General features: G+C 57.4%; 12 protein-coding genes. 1 reads left to right on the forward strand and 11 read right to left on the reverse strand.

Going from position 1 to position 17,572, the window contains the following annotated elements; genetic code table 11:
• Positions 1-24 precede the first annotated feature (24 nt).
• From ACJ8IJ_RS03505 to ACJ8IJ_RS03535, 7 genes are all read right to left on the reverse strand, one after another.
• Positions 25-423 (reverse strand): hypothetical protein, encoded by a 399-nt coding sequence (locus ACJ8IJ_RS03505; RefSeq protein WP_004935300.1) that lies wholly within the window; start codon positions 421-423, stop codon positions 25-27.
• An 84-nt stretch (positions 424-507) separates the two neighbouring features.
• Positions 508-741 (reverse strand): hypothetical protein, encoded by a 234-nt coding sequence (locus tag ACJ8IJ_RS03510; RefSeq protein WP_004935304.1) that lies wholly within the window; start codon positions 739-741, stop codon positions 508-510.
• Positions 742-872: 131 nt separating this feature from the next.
• Entirely contained in the window at positions 873-1,700 is an 828-nt protein-coding gene (locus ACJ8IJ_RS03515) for a Cof-type HAD-IIB family hydrolase (protein ID WP_004935307.1), read from the reverse strand.
• A 1-nt stretch (position 1,701) separates the two neighbouring features.
• The gene (locus tag ACJ8IJ_RS03520; protein WP_442518263.1) at positions 1,702-7,488 is read right to left on the reverse strand and encodes an amino acid adenylation domain-containing protein; all 5,787 of its coding nucleotides are present in this window, start codon (positions 7,486-7,488) and stop codon (positions 1,702-1,704) included.
• Between the two features lie 34 nt (positions 7,489-7,522).
• Positions 7,523-8,392 (reverse strand): hypothetical protein, encoded by an 870-nt coding sequence (locus tag ACJ8IJ_RS03525; RefSeq protein ID WP_004935313.1) that lies wholly within the window; start codon positions 8,390-8,392, stop codon positions 7,523-7,525.
• 108 nt (positions 8,393-8,500) lie between these two features.
• Positions 8,501-9,076, reverse strand: coding sequence for a helix-turn-helix transcriptional regulator (locus ACJ8IJ_RS03530; protein WP_131164894.1), 576 nt, complete (start codon positions 9,074-9,076; stop codon positions 8,501-8,503).
• Positions 9,077-9,782: 706 nt separating this feature from the next.
• A complete protein-coding gene (locus tag ACJ8IJ_RS03535; protein ID WP_442518264.1) occupies positions 9,783-10,073 on the reverse strand; it encodes a hypothetical protein in 291 nt (96 codons plus the stop codon).
• A 245-nt stretch (positions 10,074-10,318) separates the two neighbouring features.
• On the opposite strand from ACJ8IJ_RS03535, the gene ACJ8IJ_RS03540 reads away from it, so the two are divergent.
• Positions 10,319-10,546: a hypothetical protein gene (locus tag ACJ8IJ_RS03540; protein WP_004935320.1), complete on the forward strand. Its 228-nt coding sequence runs from the start codon at positions 10,319-10,321 to the stop codon at positions 10,544-10,546.
• Positions 10,547-10,811: 265 nt separating this feature from the next.
• On the opposite strand, the gene ACJ8IJ_RS03545 is transcribed toward ACJ8IJ_RS03540, so the two are convergent.
• The 4 genes from ACJ8IJ_RS03545 to tssK are packed head-to-tail and all read right to left on the reverse strand — an operon-like array spanning position 10,812 to position 17,572.
• On the reverse strand, positions 10,812-11,165 hold the full coding sequence (locus ACJ8IJ_RS03545; RefSeq protein ID WP_004935323.1) for a DUF6277 family protein: 354 nt from the start codon (positions 11,163-11,165) through the stop codon (positions 10,812-10,814).
• 25 nt (positions 11,166-11,190) lie between these two features.
• The gene (tssM, locus tag ACJ8IJ_RS03550) at positions 11,191-14,670 is read right to left on the reverse strand and encodes a type VI secretion system membrane subunit TssM (RefSeq protein WP_031300672.1); all 3,480 of its coding nucleotides are present in this window, start codon (positions 14,668-14,670) and stop codon (positions 11,191-11,193) included.
• A gap of 35 nt (positions 14,671-14,705) precedes the next feature.
• Positions 14,706-16,217 carry a type IVB secretion system protein IcmH/DotU gene (gene icmH, locus ACJ8IJ_RS03555; protein WP_004935328.1) on the reverse strand — a complete coding sequence of 504 codons (1,512 nt, stop codon included), beginning with the start codon at positions 16,215-16,217 and terminating at the stop codon, positions 14,706-14,708.
• A complete protein-coding gene (gene tssK / locus ACJ8IJ_RS03560) occupies positions 16,214-17,572 on the reverse strand; it encodes a type VI secretion system baseplate subunit TssK (RefSeq protein ID WP_021505816.1) in 1,359 nt (452 codons plus the stop codon). Before tssK ends, icmH begins: the two co-directional genes overlap by 4 nt.

Genomic DNA, 17,572 nt, shown 5'->3' on the forward strand with positions numbered 1-17,572 from the left:
GGCGGCAGGAAACCCTCCGCGCGCCTAGAGCACCTGATGAAAGCGTATCGGATAGCCAAAGCTGTCCTTTTCGAACGCCACGTCCCTGTCGTTCTCGCCCAGCAATAGGCTGTAAACGCCGTTTTCCTCATAACGGCTCATGGCGATATACAGCACGACCTCCCGATGGTCAGCGATCGTAAACTGTTTGCGCCTGGCGTTGATTTCCAACGTAAACGCCACCACAGGATTGTTGTTCAGAAATACCGAGGTCTGCTGCATGGAGACGATCCTGCCCTGCGCTTTCTCGGTCACCTGAAAGGGCGTGGCGTCATTGGGGGCGCGTATATCCACCTTCTTTTGGATATAGATAAAGTTAAACACCGCCAACGCCACCGCCACGAACAGATTGATGGCCATGATCAAGATGATTTTATTCGCCATGAACTCTCCCTTTGCCGTTCTTGCGGCTCCCGACATGTGCGAGGTAAAAGTGCCCTTGCGGGCACTTTTCATTAAGGGCCGGGCTTATGACGATTTACGGCCAAACAGCTGCGAGAAGGCGCTAATACCGGCATCGATGACGGCGCCAATGCCCTCACCGAGTTTGGCGCCGGCGCCCGCCGCATCCGCGTGGATCCCGAATAGACCGGTACCGGCATCTACGATGGCGCCAATGCCATTGCCCAGGATTTTGCCGGCATCGGAAGCGATGCCTGCGCCGGAAACCGCCATGACTTCTGCTTCAGTCAGTTCTTTCATACTGTCTCCTTTGTATTTATCGACATGTTTAGTAATGAAAAAATGAAACCCTCACTGTTTGTTCACCTCCTTGTTATCTGCCCACGAAAGACCCTGTTGCCAATGCGTTCACCCGCGCGGCGGTGACAATGTCAGAACAGGCCGAACTCACGGCAGAGATAATCGGCAACGCCATTGCGGCTGTTGGGCAACGCAATCGGGTTAAACGGCAGCGCGCGCTTCAATTCGCCCATCGCATTGCCCATCACCACCCCCGTTCCGGCCCAGCGCAGCATGTCCAAATCGTTCATCGCATCGCCGAAAGAGAGACAATCGCGCATCGCTATCTGTTTGGCGCTCAGATAGTCGGCCACGCTTCTGGCCTTGGAAATATGCTTATCCATGATGTCTATCGTTTCCGCAGAGGACTTACAGATGGACAGCGTTTTTCCGAAAGCCTGACTGACCTCGTCGTAAAACCGCTCGATCAGCGCCGCTTCCCCCTGCAGCAGCACTTTCAGGATCGGTTGCCGTTTCATCGCCTCCGGTTCGACATAGCGGCAAGCGACGCCCGAGGTTTTGATATAGTCGGCAAAATGCGGATTCTCTTCGGCCATCATCCATCCTTCCTGGGTGAACAACGTCACGTGGAGCGGACAGGCGAAGAGGTAATCCATCAACATCATTTGGCTGTCGCGAGGCAGGAAATAGCTTTTATCCGCCACCGGCCGCCCCTCGATATTGACCATCGCGCCATTGCAGGAGACGATCGCCGGCGAGAACCCCAGGCCATCCACAATCCCGCGCGCATCCGCATCGCAACGGCCTGTCGCGATGACGATTTCCAGCCCGCGGGCATGCAAGATATTGAGCGTTTCCACCGTCAGATCAGACAGATTCCCGGCAGGATCCAGCAAGGTTCCGTCAAGATCGCTCACGATCGCCCGGTATTTTATTTTGCCGTCGATAGCAAGCCACATATCACGCCTCCTCCGCCTGGATAATCCCGTCTTCGGCGCGGATTTCGCTGTCGGGCGGAAGGTGGGCGATCGCGAGCGCAATGGCCTGAAAACGGCGTCCTACCGCAACGATGGTCTCCTGAGCTATCTCGTGAGAATCATAAAACAGTGAAATGGCGAGCCGTTCCGCTTCGGGGAACAAGCACAGCACCGTCTGGTGGTTGCTGCCGCTGACGATATCCGTCACCTGGAACGTAAACGGCAAGCGCGGATCCTTCTGCGGTTGCGGCATGTTTTCAAACACAAACAGGCTGCCGAACGGCGAAGTGGGCACCCATTGTTCGTCGTAGCGGTTCAGTTCGGAAAAGGCGTACTTCTGCCTCAGCGTCTGGGAATCCGCGATATCGGCCAGCAACGCATAAATGGGCCGGCGACGAATCGCCTGCAGGCGCAGCACCGGGCTGGCGACACACAGGCCAAACAGCGTCTGCACCTGCTCAATGTCCGCCGGGCGCTCGCTCATGGTCGTGCCGATCGCGATATCGTCACAGGCCAGCGCTTCGGCCAGCGCCAGCATCCAGGCCAGCTGCGTCAGTTGATTGACCGTGATCCCCTGGCGCCGGCAAAACGCGGTGAGGCTTGCCACCTGTTCCGCGCTGAATTCCGCGCCATATTGCCGCATGCGTCGCCCCTGCGGCGCGGCATCCGGCGAAGCGCTCAACGGCAAACGTTGGTTGACCGGCGCCCCGCGCAAATAGTTCGCCCAGAACGCCTGCGCCTCGGGATCGTCGCCGTGCGCGCGCACATAAGCGGCGAAAGGCTCAAATCGGTTAATTTCCAGCGCCGGCGCGCCCCCTTCCAGCAAGGTGAGGTAGACGTTGAACCAGTGTTCGAACAGAACGCCGAGGGACCAACCGTCGAACAAGATATGGTTAAAGGTCTGCACCAGATAGTGCTCATCGGCGTTCAACTTGATCAGGCGCCAGCGGATCAACGGCGGCGCATCCAGCTCAAACGAGGTTTCTCGTTCCCGGGCCAACAGCGCTTCCATCCTTTCTTCCAGCAAGGACGGCGGCGCGTCGGTCCAATCCTCGATCGCGATCGGCGCCTGCAGCGTCTCGCAGATGAAGACGTTGGGCCGCCCACGGCGGGTTTGATCGCCGAACCCGGCGCGCAGCATTTCAAATCGCTGCAGCGCCAGCGACCAGGCCTGGTTCAACACCTCCGGCTGCAGCGGGCCGGCCACCTCATAAACGGCCTGATCGATCTGATACTCGCGGTTAAGCCGGTTGAAATACATCAATTCCCGCTGCGTGACCGTAGCCTCGAAAACGGCGGCGATGCGATGACGTTGCTGCCAGCGGTCCAACTCGGCGAGGCTGACGTTGGCATGGGGGAAGTCCCCCGGGCTGGCGAGGCGAACGCCCTGGCTCGCCTCGTGGCAACAGTGTGCGACCAGCGCCGACAGGCTCTCCCGATAGTGCGAACCGATCCGGGCCAGCGTCGCCTGCGGCAATAAGCCCGACATCACGATGCTCAGCCGATCGCCGTGCACGTAGAGCACCAGATCCAGCACATTGTCGCTCGCCGGCAGCGCGCCGTTTTCCAGATCCGCCGTTTGGTCGATCAAGGCCCACAAGGCGTCGTCAGTCTGTTCGTTAAAGACCCCGAGATAGTTGAATGAAATGGCCGGCAAGCGGTGGCGCCGCAGACAGGCTATCGCTTCGTCGTCCGACGCTGAACCGTATTTCAGCGCCGAATAGCCGATGCCGTGATCCGGCATCTTTCTTAATGCGTCCTTGATGGCGCGCAGCGTGTGTTTTGGGCTCTGATGCGCGGTGATGCGCAAAGGCAGTAAGGCGGTGAACCAGCCGACGGTGTCGTCGAGCTGGATCTTATCGTCATTGATATCGCGGCCATGGTGTTCGAGCGTCAGGTAACTGTCCGCACGGCCATGCCAGGCCTGCAGCACCGGCGCCAGCGCCGCCAGCAACACATCGCGGATCGAGGTGCGGTAGGCCTGATGACAGCTGTCCATCAACAGCGCCGTCAACGCCGCGTCGCACTCGAAGCGACAAAACGCCGGATTCTGCGCCCCCTCGCTGAGCGTGGCGTAATCGGGTTGCCCGGCGATCATCGCCAACCAGTAAGCGCATTGGTCATGCCGGCTCGCCGCGTAGTGCCTTAACGTCTCGCCCCACTGCCGGTAGCTGGTGCCTTTCGCCGACAGCGATTCCCCCTGATGCAACCGTCGCATGTCTCTGACGATGATGCGCCAGGACACCACGTCGATGATCAGATGATGGAATGCGCAGAACATCAGCGCGTAGCCGGGCGCGCTGCTGTCGAAAATGTAGACGAAGCGGCACAGCGGCCCTTCTACCGGATCAAACCCCGATTGCCATTGATGCAGAAGTTCGGCGCGGCTTTGGCGACAAAGCGCCAGGTCATAGTATCCCCACGAAGGGCCGCCGTCGGCCACCGACAGATAGCGCTGCGCGACCAGCGCGCCGGCGTCGTCGGCGCTAAACCGCGCGCGCAGCATGTCATGGCGCGACGCCAGCCCGTTCACCAGATCGGCCACGCGCTCGGCGGACATCGGCGGCACCCGCACCAAAAAAGTCTGGTTGAAGAAGGCGCGATGTTGCGGCGGCTGCTCGTTGTACCAGCGCTGAATCGGCAGCAATTCGAATTCGCCCTGCAGCTCGCCCTGTTCATTGAGCGGCGCAATCGCCTCCCGTTGCTGCAAGATGCGCTTGGCCAGCGCCCGCGCATTCCGGGTTTCGAACACCGCACGCGAGTTGCTGTGATAGCCCGACTTGCTCAATTCGCTGGTGAACACGATGCTTTGGATCGAATCGCCGCCCAGACGAAAGAAGTCGTCATCCACCCCAACCCGTTCAACGCCGAGGATCTCCGCCCACAGGGCGCAAATCAACGCCTCCAGTGCGTTCTGCGGCGCGGCATATCGCTCGCTTTGCGCGAATTGCGGCGCGGGCAGCGCCGTGCGATCCAGCTTGCCGTTCACCGTCAGCGGTATCTCGTCGAGCGCGACATAGCTGGACGGCACCATGTAATCCGGCAGGATCCGCTCCAGCCGGGCGCGCAAATCGGCAGGATCCAGCGGCTCGCCCCGCGCCATCAGCACATAAGCGGCAAGGCGCTTGCTATCGCGATGGACGACATCCACCACGACGCATTTCTCGACGCCCTCCAGCGCATTGATCGTATTTTCTATTTCGCTGAGTTCAATTCTGAAACCGCGGATTTTTACCTGGCAATCGTTTCTGCCGAGATACTCCAGATTGCCGTCGCGCAACTCTCGCACCCGATCGCCGCTTTTATACAAGCGTCGCCCGTTCAGCGTAATGAAACGCTCTTGCGTCTGCTGCGGCTGGTTGAGATAGCCGCGCGCCAGCGCGTCTCCGCCGATATACAGCTCGCCGGCCAGCCCTGGCGGCAACGGCTGCAGCCAGCGATCCAGCACATGAAGTTCGCGCCCCGGTATGGCTCGCCCAATCGGGATGCTGCTGCGGGTTTCGTCCGCCGCGATGGCGTACATCGTGGTGAACGTGGTGCATTCCGTCGGGCCATAGCCATTGATGACCTGCTGCGGGCGGTTGGCTTGCCGCACCAGGCGCTGCATCAGCGTGGCGGTCAGCGCCTCCCCGCCCACCAGCAGACAGCGCAGCCCGGCGAACAGGTCGGGGTGACTGAGGTAAAGATGATCGAACAGGCTGCGCGTCGCCCACAGAATCGATACCTGCTGTCGACGCAGCAAGGCTTCCAGCTGCGGCACATCGCCGGCGATATCCTCCGTGTCGCGCACGACGACCAATTTGGCGCCGTTGAGCAATGCGCCCCACACCTCGAACGTCGCCGCATCGAACGCCGGGCTCGAGAGGAAGAGCAACGCGTCATCGGGCGTGACAGCGATGCCGGACGCGGTCGCCAACCCGCACATCGCGTGTTGCTCGAGCATCACGCCTTTCGGGGTCCCCGTCGATCCCGAGGTATAGATCACCGCGCCGAGCCGGTCGGCGCCGGTGACGGCCGGCAGATTCTGCCGCTCGTGCGGCAGGCGGTTCAGATCGCCCAGCGCGAGGACGGACACGGCGTGCGGCATCATCGCCACCAGCGCCTCGGCGGCCGACTGCAGGCTTTCCCCGGCGATGAGCACCGGCGCGCGCGTTTCTTCGAGAATATGCCGAATGCGCGCCTGAGGATAATTGCAGGAGAGCGGCACATAGGCCGCACCGGTTTTCAGCACCGCCAGCAGCGCCACCACCATTTCCAGGCTTTTCTCGCTGTACAGCGCAATCAGCGTATCCGCCTGGGGGGCGCCCCCGGTCAGCGCTTGGTAGCGGAGCGTAATTTCGCGCGCCAGGCTATTCGCCATGCCGTTCAGCTCACGGTAGCTGACATACAGCCCCTCAAACTCCAGCGCAATCTTATCCGGATAACGCAGCGCGATCGCCTCAAACCGGGCGCTGAGGGTTTCTCTCGGCAACGCGGGGGCCGCGTCGTCATCTGGCGGCATGTCGGCGGCGGGATAAAAGGCGAGGTGGCGTAAAGGCGCGTCAGGCGCGCGCATCGCCGCTTGCATCAAGCGCATGAAATGTTCCGCGCAGTCGCGCATATCTTCTTCGTCAAACATGTCCTGACGAAAACGCAGCCGGAACTGCAAGGCATCGCTGTCGGCCCGATCCTCATATTCCAGGGAAAGCGACGCGCTGGCCATATCGTGGTTGGCTTCAAACAGCGGCGAAGTGGCGCAATCGGCCAGCGCCAAGGCCGCATCGCGCAGGTTGGTTTGGGCAAAGGAAATCGGCATCGCGCGGATCCCCAACGCCTGCACCACCTGTTGCGTGGGCAGTTGGTTAAACCGTTGGCGCGAGTGCGGCGCCGCGGCGGTAATAAACGCCAGCGCGCGTTGATAAACGGCGGCGAAGCCTTCGCCGTCACGCAGCGAGAGGGGCATCACGCTGGTGTTTACATGCCCGCCAAGCGCAAATCTTTGCCCCTTTTTTATCGACACCGGATAGCTGATATAGACCGTTTCCTGATTGCCGCTGCGCGCCATCAAGATGCCCCACAGCACCAGCAACGCCAGAAAGTCATTCATTCGCCGTATTCCCGCGCCCTGCTTCAGCGCTTTCCATTGCGCTTTGGGCACCTGGAAACGCAGCTCGGCCGCCTCATCGTTTCGCACGGCGCCGCTTTTCTCAAAGGGCACGTCTATCGCGCCCAAATTTGCCGCTTCGGCCCGCCAGTGCGCCAGCGCTCCGTCGGCGGCCAGTTGTTCCACCTCGCGCTGCAGCTGCCGGTTGATGGCGGCAATCTCGGCCGCCTCGAGGCGTGTCGATAACCGCTGTTGACCATAGTACTGGCTCACCAATGAGAAAAACTCGTCGGAAGACGCGCCGTCGATCACCAGATGATGGCCCACCAACGCCAGGGTATAGCGCCCCGGCCCCTCGGCGAAAAGCGCCCAACGATAAAGCGGCCCGCGGTAAATGTCGAAGGGCTGGCGAATCACTTGGGTCAGCAGCGTGCGGTCCGTGTAATGCTGCAAAGGATGGATTGCGTCATTGCGACGCCAATACAGCTCGCCATTCTGTTCATGAATATGGCTGTTCAGCAGGACATGATCTTGCACCAGCGCATTCAGCGCAGCTTGTAATCTGATGGGATCCAGCGCGCCCTCAATACGCTGCAGCACCAATACGTTGTAATTACAGCCCTCTGGATGGCGGTCATATTCATCGATAAAAACTTTTGAATAGGGTGATACAGGAATCTCTTCCATGACAAACACTCCATTTAGAATACACGTGCCCTGCTTAACGGCGATCCATGCGGCATACCCAAACCTCTTTCGGCATCAGCTCGCTTATCTTTTCTGAGTAATAACCGATCAGCATGTTGATGCGCTTTTCTGCAATGACCTCCGCCGCCTGAGCGCAAATCGACTTGTAAAAACCAATAGGGATCATCACTTTGCAACGGCTATGCAGGTGCCGACAAACGCCAATGGCCCAGGAAAAACACTCCCTGGAAGGATTGGAAATATCCAAAAGTTCGGCACACTCACTGGAACAGCCAATCACAGCGTAGAGATTGCCTTTATTGATATAATGAATTTTATGATACAGAGGATGTTTTTCAATATATTCAAATGCGCGATGATCTTTTTCTCGCCCCAGATTATTGATAAAACTGGCCTGCCGCGCTTGGCCGCCCTCGGTAAAACGAAAGGCCATAAACTTATCAGGCTTTAAGGTTAATTCGACGAAGGGATAGATTTGCGTATTGGTGGTTAAATACTTTCTGAAAATCTTTTCATAAACCCTGATCTTCCTGTCATCGGAAAAGCAGATATCCGCCGCCACATCCGAACGCTTAGCCTGCAGGAAAAAGTCTTTCAAGACGGTGGAAGATTTGACCTGACGGTGGATCCCAAGATCGCCAAGCATATTGACATTAAAAGACAATTCATTGATTTTAAAAGGATAAAAACTGGATACAAACATCCCGAGATAACGTTCTTGATCCTTGTAAAATATGCCCGTTTTTTCCATCGGCGCCCCACAATGCGGATCGAGCAAATGCTTCCAGTGCAGGAAACGCTCCCCGCCCAAATCTCTGCCATAAAGCTCCTGCAATAATTTGAAATGATTATGAGAAACCGCTTCCCTCACAAAGACAGCCATGTTTTATCTCCCTATAAAACCGATTCCATGCCGGGCGGAAATCAATAAAAGATGACCGCTCAGCGCCGCTTATAATACGGCGCCGGACCGTTCGCTTCCTTTCCCTGATTAACAAGAGTCGCTGTGCATTTTTAACCAGCGCAAGAATTCAATATTATTATCGATGTTCAGTTTTCTCATGGCCGAACGTTTATGAATACTCACCGTTTTCGGGCTGATGCCGAGCAACATCGCCGTTTGGTTTTGTGAATAGCCCAAATGGATCAAACGGCACACTTTCCCCTCGCTAAAGGTCAACTGGGTACGACAACGCGGGCAATAGCTTGAAACAAAACTATTTTTCTTGCGATAGCAGAACATGACCTTGTCCACGATCGCCGCCACGCTGTCTTTGCGCGTAATACTTCCGGCCTCCAAATTGCAATGAATTTTAGGGAATGTCTTTTTATGCTCCAATATTGAAAAATAGAGCGGGATAGAAGAAAAGTTGCCCTGCAAAAGCTGGGTATGGCAAAAATTTATGGACACCCGCTTGTCCGGCGCCCTGAATATGATGTTGGCACGTTCTTCTCCCGTGATCTTGGCCTTAATGCCATTCGTGAGAAAACCTTCTTGCAAGGCAAGACTCAACCCCAGCTTGAAGAATTGATTTTTATCCACAATAGCGATATTGACGCGCTCCATTAACAAACCTCCCTTTTGACTACGCTTGCTCACTCTCCTTACTGCAATATCATTGCTGTGATTATTTTTTGTTTTAACGTGCTTTTTAATAAAAAAGCGTTATAGGCGAAGCAAAAAAGACCTTGCCTCGCAAAAGTGCATTTTATATATAGGGTTATATAAATCATCTGCCCTGGAGAGCATACAAAAGCAAGACGCGGTAAGCTGCCGCGCTTCGCAAGGGAAATTGTTATCGTAAGATATATTTATAAGGCATCATTGCCATCAGCATCACGGTGCTAAGATTTTTCTCTGATACGTTAATTTTACTCCAAGAGCGCAATATATCCAGATAAATATCGAAAAAACACATAATATAGAACATAACATTGCGCGACATTGATTGTTAAGAGAATCCGTTTATGCATTAGGAATTTACTTATGATAAAGGCAGGATAATGCTTTTTTCGTCCGTGGCGGTGGGGTCATCGCAGACCCTATTAAACAGAGTATAACCATATTCATTTTATTGTAAAAAAATTGCATAAAAAAAAGCTACACTTTATGGCAGTAAGTGATTCCCGCCCTTTCATGTAGACGGCAACAAAAAAGAAGAAGGCGAACCCATCGGCCGCCCGCGCAAGAAATGCCTGGTAGGAGTAACGATTTTTCAGGAGTGATGCGCAGCGCAGAAAGATAACGCGGCATCGTTGACGAGCGGGATGATTTATATTTTTTTTATCCTCATCAATTTTTTAGCCTCCAGGCAGGAAACCAACCCGAGGTGATCTTTTTTTAGCTGCTTGTCGCTCCCAAGAGGAAGAATGACTTTGAACGTTTGCAACTTACCGTGATTATTATAGATATCAAAGACTATCACCGGCGGGCCATAACCCAGGATCATGCAGTCTAAAAACCGCAGAACGGCGCAGCCCAAGCAGCTCCTGGCCTCGCGGATAATTTTATCCGCAAGCTCATCATACCGGAAAGGTCTTTCCTGCGTCGTCAATACCTTCATAAGGTCTCCCTTCTGGTATATATCATTCCGATTTAAAATAATAACCTCATAAAACCGCCGCCGTTCAAGGCGAGTGAGATATAAAAACCCAGGCTTCGGCAATATATAATCTAACGATGCAAAATCAATCTAACAAAAAACACAATAGTATAAAAAAACAGCGCGAGTTTTATTGAAAAAATGATCTGATTTGCAATAATGAAATGGCCTGAAGTAAAGGGCTAACTGAAAAAGGAGTTTCAATCATGAAAGAACTATCCGCAGTAGAAATTGAACAAGTTAACGGTGCTGGTTTTTTTGGTGACGTAGGCACACTGATTGGCAGTGCGGTAGGTACAGGTATTGATACCATTTCCGCGATTGCCGGTGTTAACCCGGATGCCAAAACCGTTGTCGGCACCATCGGTAAAGGTATTGGTCTGGCTGTCGATGCGCTGATTTCCAGCGGATTGCAGATCATCTCTAAACTGTAATAACAATTCATAATCATCCCTTCCTATTTTTTAATTCGCTTCATTTTAAGCACCTTCGCGGGTGCTTTTTTTTACTTCAAAGAATCAAAAAATAGATAAGGTCAGAAAAACCAATATCCAAAAAAACAAGCTGGGTATCACTATGATGAAAAAACCCATGCGTTTATTGGCGTTTTTAAGCATCCAGTCATAGATCATCGCACCACTCCTTGTGAATACCGGGAGGCATTTCCACCTCCCGGTATTTTATCCATCGAGTTGTTGATTACAGTTTCGGCACTTTGGAAAAGAAGTCCGCCATTTCGTGCGGGAACCCTTTCGCAATCGCCGGACGAAGATCGTCCATGGAAACATTAAAATCTTTCGGCTGCTCGCCCGTTTGCATTTTTTGGTGTGCGTTCACATTCGATTGCAGACCATTAAAAATGCCCTTCATATTGCCGAACATATCATCGCAAGATTTTGTCACGTTACTCATGACCGACTTGGCCGCATCCGGCCCCGACATTTGAATATTGCTGACGCCTTGCATAAACGGTTGACTCAGCGACGATTGGGAGTTGGTGCCCAAATTGCCGCCGGCCTTCATGGTTTCTAAAATTTTGGCTGGATCTAACATGTTTATCACCTCTTTACGGTTGTGTTTACATCGCCTTCGGGCACGAGAATCCTCGCAACGCCCGTGACCAAAGTGGGAAATCTTTCATCGTCGAGCGCAATTCCAGTTTGAGCACGCCCACCACCGACGACATCGACATCGTCAGCTCTCGTCTGTCGCTGGCGAGCGGCACGGGATTGCTGGCATCGAACATCCGGAACAAGGCCCAGGGTCCGTCGAAACTGGCGACCTGGATCTGGCCGGTGCCGGTACGGAAGGTCAGTCGAACATAGCTGCCGCCTTTCGGGCCCGGCCAATCGATACGGGTAGGCTGGCTGAAACCATGGCTGTAGTTAATCACCTGCCCGTCGATATCCAGGGTCGCTTCCGTAATGGTCGGCGTCAGGGACAACGGCCTGATGAACATGGAGAAGGACAGCTTGTCGCCGGCGGTGAAGAAGGTATCGCGGATCAGCCGGGCATTTTCAAACGCGCCCAGCGTGCTGGCATTGACGATCCCCTCTGAACCCGGTTTGGCATTCCATTTCTGCGCGTTGACGTCCACATAAGGGGCCAGGTTCTCATCGAAGAACTGCTGCATCGCGCCGCTTTGGCCAAACATGCGCGAGAAGTCCTCGATGCCGACCTCCGCTCTGGCGTTGCGCGAGAACGGATAACGCCCGCTGATGCTGCTCTTGCACAAGCCGGAGGCCAGCGACGAAGCACCTTTGCTCAGGTTCTTTTGGCTCTGCTGAATCGTCTGGCTGTCCCCGACCTGCAACAAGTCCATCATCACGCTGCGCACCGGTTCCGGCTGGCGCGCCGCATCCAGCTGCAGACGCTTCAGCGTGCCTCCGGCGGGCACCACCTGGCCGCCGCGCAGCGAGGTGGACAAGGTGGTCAACTGGCTGTACAGCGCTTCGAAACTGCGGCTCAGCGGATCGTTGCTGGCGTTGGTGGTCTGCAACAGCTGATAGCCCAGACGGCGCAGCAGCTCGAAGCGATCTTCCACCGCGCGCTCCGGCGTGAGACGAAAACGCGCGCGCTCGCCGGAAATCTCGCCGAGGATGTCGCGCCGCTGCTGCTCGATGCGGTTGCGCTGGCGATCGAACCAGCTTGCCGCATCGCCCTGGTTGGTGCCGGTCATGCTGGTTTCGCGCGCGGCGAAGCGCACCAGATTGGCCAGCGGAGAAGAAGGATCGGACAGTTGACGCGCCAGGATCGCCGCATCCTCAAGCCCGTTGACCGGCCGGGCGCGCACGTCGCGCATGAACGCATCCCATTTGTCGGCATACTCGATGAGGTAAAGCTTCCTCGCCTCGTCGGCCAGCTTCTGCGCCGAGGCCAGCGAGTTCACCGCGTTTTTCCCTTCCCCACTGTCGCGCAGCACCCAGGACTCTTCTTCGATCATGTCCTTGGCGGCGTCATCGAGCTGCGCCAGGAAAACGTCGCGATAGCTGGCGCGGGTATAGAACCCCGGCACGGCGGTATCGGTGACCGTCGCCTGGCTCTTGCGGCGCAGCATCAAGGAGACGTTCGGTCCGGCGGCGTCGGCCAACGAAATATCGTTGATCGCCGCCGGCAGCGGTTTCTCTTCGATGCGGCGCACCACCCGCACCTGCATCGGAATGTTCATCGCTTTCACCCGCGCCAGGCGCAGCAGATCGCCGTTCATCTTCATGACCGGCGCGTCCGGCAAAGAGAACATCTCCCGCAGATGGTAAGCGAAGATGCCTTTGTTCATGTCGGTGTAACCCTGCGGCATAAAGGTTTCCCAGCGCGCCATGAACCAGTCGACCAAGGCTTCGGCGGAGCGATGCGAAGGTTCGCCCATCATCAGGTACACTTTCAGGGTGCCGTAGACGTCCTTGTTGGACGCCGAGACGTCATTCTTGAGTTCGTCCGCGATATAGTTTTCCACCGCCGGCCAGAAGATCTGCAGCAAATGGCGTTGGTAGGTTTTTTGCGCCGCGCTGTTGATCAGCTTGTGCTCGAAATAGGGATTCGGCACCGGCGACACTTCGCCGCCCAATTGCGCGTTCATGTAGCCCAGCTGCTCATAGGCGGAAATGACATCGTCGCTGACGCGGTTAGTCACCGGAATTTCCCGCACGATGCGTTTTGTCTCATCGAAGCGCGCCGCAATGTAGGAGATGTAATCGCTCTCCCACAGGTAACGCATCGCCAGCAGATTAAACGAGACCGCCAACAGAATGAGCACCAGCACATAGCGGCCCAGGGAGCTCATGCGGCTGCCGAGCGGCCTGGCGTGCGAAGACTGCTGCATCACCCCGCGTTCTTGCCGGGCGTAATCCAGCTCCGGGTGATAAATGCGCCCGGTCGGGCGAGCTTCATAGATATCCGCCGCTTCCGCGTTGTAGATCGCCCCCTGCGGCGACAAGGCGATGGTGCTGCCCAGCCACACCTGCTGCAGATGGCAGGCGTAGCCCACCGGCGTTTGCGGGAAGATCTGCTCTAACAGGGAATACAGCGGGTTGCCCAGCGACCCCAGCGACTCGGTGAAGAACAGCAGCTGCTGGCGGTTTTGGCCGTCCGGCGCATCGTGCAACAGTTCGAGCACGTGATGGCTGACGCGCGCCACCATCTCCCGGTAGAGGGTTTCATACTGTTCGAAGGGGGTTTCTCCCTGTTCGGCGCGGTTCAGGCTGAACCCCATGCCTTTTTGCAACAGATCGTCGCCCAGCATCGACAGGAAGGTCTCGCCGCCGACCAGTTGATCGAGGTGGCTGATGGTAAGATAGACCGGCAGCTCGCTGCGGAACCACGAGGCCATCTCCAGCAGGCGCACGCGCAGCGCGTCGGCGACCGACTTTCTCTCCGTCAGCGAGGCGTGCAGCAACCAACGCGCATCAAGACACAGCATGATGCCGTCGATGCCCGGATGGCGGCGATGGCGGCGGATCAGTTTGAACAGGGTGTCGCGCGCCCTGGCGCCCTCTTCCCCCAGACCGTTCAACTGCAGCCATTCGCCGGAAGTGTCGACATACACCGAATTCTCCGCCAGCCACCAGTTGCAATCCTGGGTCGGCCCGACGTCCACCGTCTGCTGCAGGCCATAGTGCTCGGCCAGCAAGAAGCGTTCGCCGCTTTCGCCGATCAGCGAGGTTTTGCCGCTGCCCGGCGGCCCGATGACCAGAAACCACGGCTTTTCGCTGACGTAACGGCGCGTCAGGCGGTATTTGAAGCGCTGCCAGGGGGTGCGCTGCTTCGCCGTGCCGACGTACTGCAAGGTGCGCAAAGCGTCGTAAAAGCGCGAGGTCACGCGATCTCGCTGGGCGGTCTTGCGTTTGGCCGGGGCCGGCGCTCGCGCGTGGCGGAACACCCAGGATAAGAACGTCGCCACGAACGGCCACAGCGCCCAGCACAGGATCAGCGCGATGATGATGCCCCTGACCCAGACCGACAGCAGCGGCCGATAGGTGCCGATGGCGATCAACGGCCCAATCCACCACACCACCGCACACAGCAGCAAGGCAATCACCAATATGAATGATCTACGTATCATATAATTTCCTTATTATCTCTACGCCGGCGGATGTCTTAGTTATCCTCGGGTACCTCGGCGGCTACCCCTGCCTGATTTAACGTTGCAGACGGTGAAGCCATCTCCCTCTCGCCGATTTTCCAAAGGATGTCCACGCGGCGGTTGCGGCGGCGCCCTTCTTCCGTCGCGTTGTCGTCCAGCGGCTCCTGATCGCCCTTGCCGACCGAGGTCACGGTGCGGTTGTATTTACTGTTGGCCAAGGATTCGCGCAGCTTGTCGGCGACCGTCTGCGCGCGCGCCTCGGACAGTTTCAGGTTGGAGTTGTTGGAGGTGTTGCGATACGGTTTGTTGTCGGTATGCCCGATGACCTCCAGATCGCCCGGCCACGGCGCCAGCGCTTCCCCCAAACGCTCGATGTTGCGTTTCTTTTTAAACTCTTCCGACAGCTTCGACTGCCCGGTGGCGAATGCGCCGTCGGAGGTGAAGATCAACAGCCAGCCGCGCGGATCGGCGCGCACCTCCAGCCACCCTTCGCTGAGGATTTGCGGCAGCGGCTGCGGCAGCGTCTCCATGATGTTGATTTTGCGCGGCTGCGGCGGTGTCCAGGCCAAAATGGCGTTGCGCAGCGCGCGGGACTGATCGTGCAGATACCAGGCGGCCGAGGCATACGCCAGCAGCGCGATGGCCAGACCGTAGCACAGCAGCTTCAGCGGCGTGATGCGGGTCGCCTTGCGCACCACTTTGCTCGGCTCGGCATCGGCCAGCGTCTGCGTCGGGTTCTGGCTATACAGATAGCCGTCAAGACGGTTGCGCACATCGGCCAACAACACCGCGCCGCGTTCCATCACGTGATATTGCCCTTCGAAGCCCAGCGACAGGATCAGATCGTAAAACGCCAGGATCTCCTTGTTGCGCGGCGAGGCGGCCAGATAGGCTTGCAGATGCTCGAAGCACTTTTCCCCGCCCCAGGCGTCGCGATAAAACTCCACCAGCAGGCTGAGATTCAGTTCGCCGGATTCGAGCGTGCTCATGCAGCACTCATCCACGTAGGAGCACAGCAGATAGGCCAGTTTGTCCACATCGCTCGGCGCGATGTGATCCGCCAGCAGCGTCTGCTGAAATTGTTGGATCTCACGCACGATCTGCGCGCGCACCGCGCCCGGATTCAGCTGTTTCTGATCGCGCACCCGCTCCACCTGCAGCAGGACCGGGATGGCGGCGGCGATCAGCGGGTTGTCCCAATGGCCCATCATCACGCCGGGCTTGCTCAGCGCGGCGCGGCCAAACAGCCCGCTCGAGGTCGGCGCCGCCTCGGCCGGGCGCTCGCCCGGCGCGGGCTCGCTGCTTTCCGGCGCAACGCTTTCCGCTTCATAAGGCTTGGGTTCGGGGGGCGTCGCCACTCCGGCGCTTCCCGGCCGCAGCTTGGCGGCCAGCGCCCGCGCGCCGAAGGACAGCGCGGCGATCTCCGCCGTCGTTTTGCCCACCGAGCCGGACGCGGGAAGGCGCGGCGTCGCGTTGTTGCGCGTTACCGCCATCGCCTCGCGTATTTTTCTCTCGAATTCGTTCATCCCACCCTCCCTTGCCTTAATCCCCAGACGTCAAAACGCAGGTCGGGGAAATCACCCACGATGCTGAGCGCCATCGCCGAGCCGGCCATCATTTCCTTATAAATCGGGTCGGCATGATCAACCTCGAAATAGATGCTGTTCGGGTAATACGGTATGTGCCGCGGCGGCGAAGCCATCGGCAACAAGCGAGCGCCCGGTAATTGCAGATCGATCAGCTGAATGATTTTCTCGACCGGCCCCAGTTTGACCTGCGCGGGGAAATACGAGCGCAGATGCTCGATGGACAAACCGCAGCTGACGGCGAACACCAGTTTTTCCAGGCGCAGCTGCGAGTCGTTCGGGCACAGATAAATGCTGTCGCCGCGATCGATAAACGGCAACGCCACCGCCGGCGCTTCGATCACCAGCGACAGCGCGCGGCGAATCGAGGCGAACAGCTGGAAGTAGCAGTTGTGCGGCTCATCGTGCAGATACACCAAATCGGCCCGATCCCAGAGGCGTTCGCCGCCGGGAATGATGCTGAGCCGCCCCAGCAGGCTCAGCAACGTGTCGAACAGGGTTTCAGGATGCACCTGCGGGCTGGCCAGCAGTTGGCTGATGCGCAAATTGAACTCGCTCAAGGTTTGCAGCAACAGCAGTTCCAGCAGCTCGGAAAGCCCGCCGATCGTCATATGCACGTCCGGGCGGAAAACCGACTCCAGACGCTGGCTGATCAGCCCAAGCAATTCGGTGGTGAAAGCGGGCAGCCAGCCGATGGCGCGGAAATCCAGCATCGGCGGCAAGGCGCGCTCATCCAGCAGCACCCGACGATCGCTGGTCAGCTCGCGCACGAAACCGACCGGCAGCACGCTTTCCGCGCTGCTGACCGCGTCCTCCAGGCTTAGCCGCGTCACCAGGCTGCCCAGTTGCATCGTGCACACGCGCGGCGTTCCCTCCAGGCTGACGCCGTGGTTGCGATCCGGCACCTCGGCGTCCATGGTGCGAAAACGGCTGCTTTTTCGCGCATCCTGGATAAGATCGATCTGGGCGTTGCCGGCGATGTCCATCAGCACGGACAGGCACACCACTTTCCCCTGGCAGCCTTCTCCCAGCACCAGCGGCGGCGGCAGCGGTATATCCTCAGGCATGCTGAACGCCGTGCCGTCGGGGAAAACGCCCTTGGCTTTCTTCAGCGCAAACTTGCCCTGTTCCAATAGCCCGTTGTCGATCTCCAGCGTCAGGAACCCCCAGGTGAAGGTTTCGACGCTGCGCAAGCGCGCTTCAATCAAGTGCTCGAAAAAACGTTCCTGCTGCTGGAAATGCTGCGGTTCCATCAACATGCCTTCTACCCAGGCGACGCGTTGTTTAGGTAACAT

This window comes from Serratia sp. CY40230 (assembly GCF_052168835.1).
Classification (GTDB): Bacteria; Pseudomonadota; Gammaproteobacteria; order Enterobacterales; family Enterobacteriaceae; genus Serratia; species Serratia nematodiphila.

Excerpts from the sequence above, each read along its gene's own strand:
- ACJ8IJ_RS03515 (WP_004935307.1), bottom strand. The coding sequence starts at position 1,700 with ATGTGGCTTGCTATCGACGGCAAAATAAAATACCGGGCGATCGTGAGC.
- ACJ8IJ_RS03530 (WP_131164894.1), bottom strand. The coding sequence starts at position 9,076 with ATGGAGCGCGTCAATATCGCTATTGTGGATAAAAATCAATTCTTCAAG.
- tssM (WP_031300672.1), bottom strand. The coding sequence starts at position 14,670 with ATGATACGTAGATCATTCATATTGGTGATTGCCTTGCTGCTGTGTGCG.
- ACJ8IJ_RS03520 (WP_442518263.1), bottom strand. The coding sequence starts at position 7,488 with ATGGAAGAGATTCCTGTATCACCCTATTCAAAAGTTTTTATCGATGAA.
- icmH (WP_004935328.1), bottom strand. The coding sequence starts at position 16,217 with ATGAACGAATTCGAGAGAAAAATACGCGAGGCGATGGCGGTAACGCGC.
- tssK (WP_021505816.1), bottom strand. The coding sequence starts at position 17,572 with ATGTTACCTAAACAACGCGTCGCCTGGGTAGAAGGCATGTTGATGGAA.
- ACJ8IJ_RS03525 (WP_004935313.1), bottom strand. The coding sequence starts at position 8,392 with ATGGCTGTCTTTGTGAGGGAAGCGGTTTCTCATAATCATTTCAAATTA.
- ACJ8IJ_RS03510 (WP_004935304.1), bottom strand. The coding sequence starts at position 741 with ATGAAAGAACTGACTGAAGCAGAAGTCATGGCGGTTTCCGGCGCAGGC.
- ACJ8IJ_RS03505 (WP_004935300.1), bottom strand. The coding sequence starts at position 423 with ATGGCGAATAAAATCATCTTGATCATGGCCATCAATCTGTTCGTGGCG.
- ACJ8IJ_RS03545 (WP_004935323.1), bottom strand. The coding sequence starts at position 11,165 with ATGTTAGATCCAGCCAAAATTTTAGAAACCATGAAGGCCGGCGGCAAT.
- ACJ8IJ_RS03535 (WP_442518264.1), bottom strand. The coding sequence starts at position 10,073 with ATGAAGGTATTGACGACGCAGGAAAGACCTTTCCGGTATGATGAGCTT.
- ACJ8IJ_RS03540 (WP_004935320.1), top strand. The coding sequence starts at position 10,319 with ATGAAAGAACTATCCGCAGTAGAAATTGAACAAGTTAACGGTGCTGGT.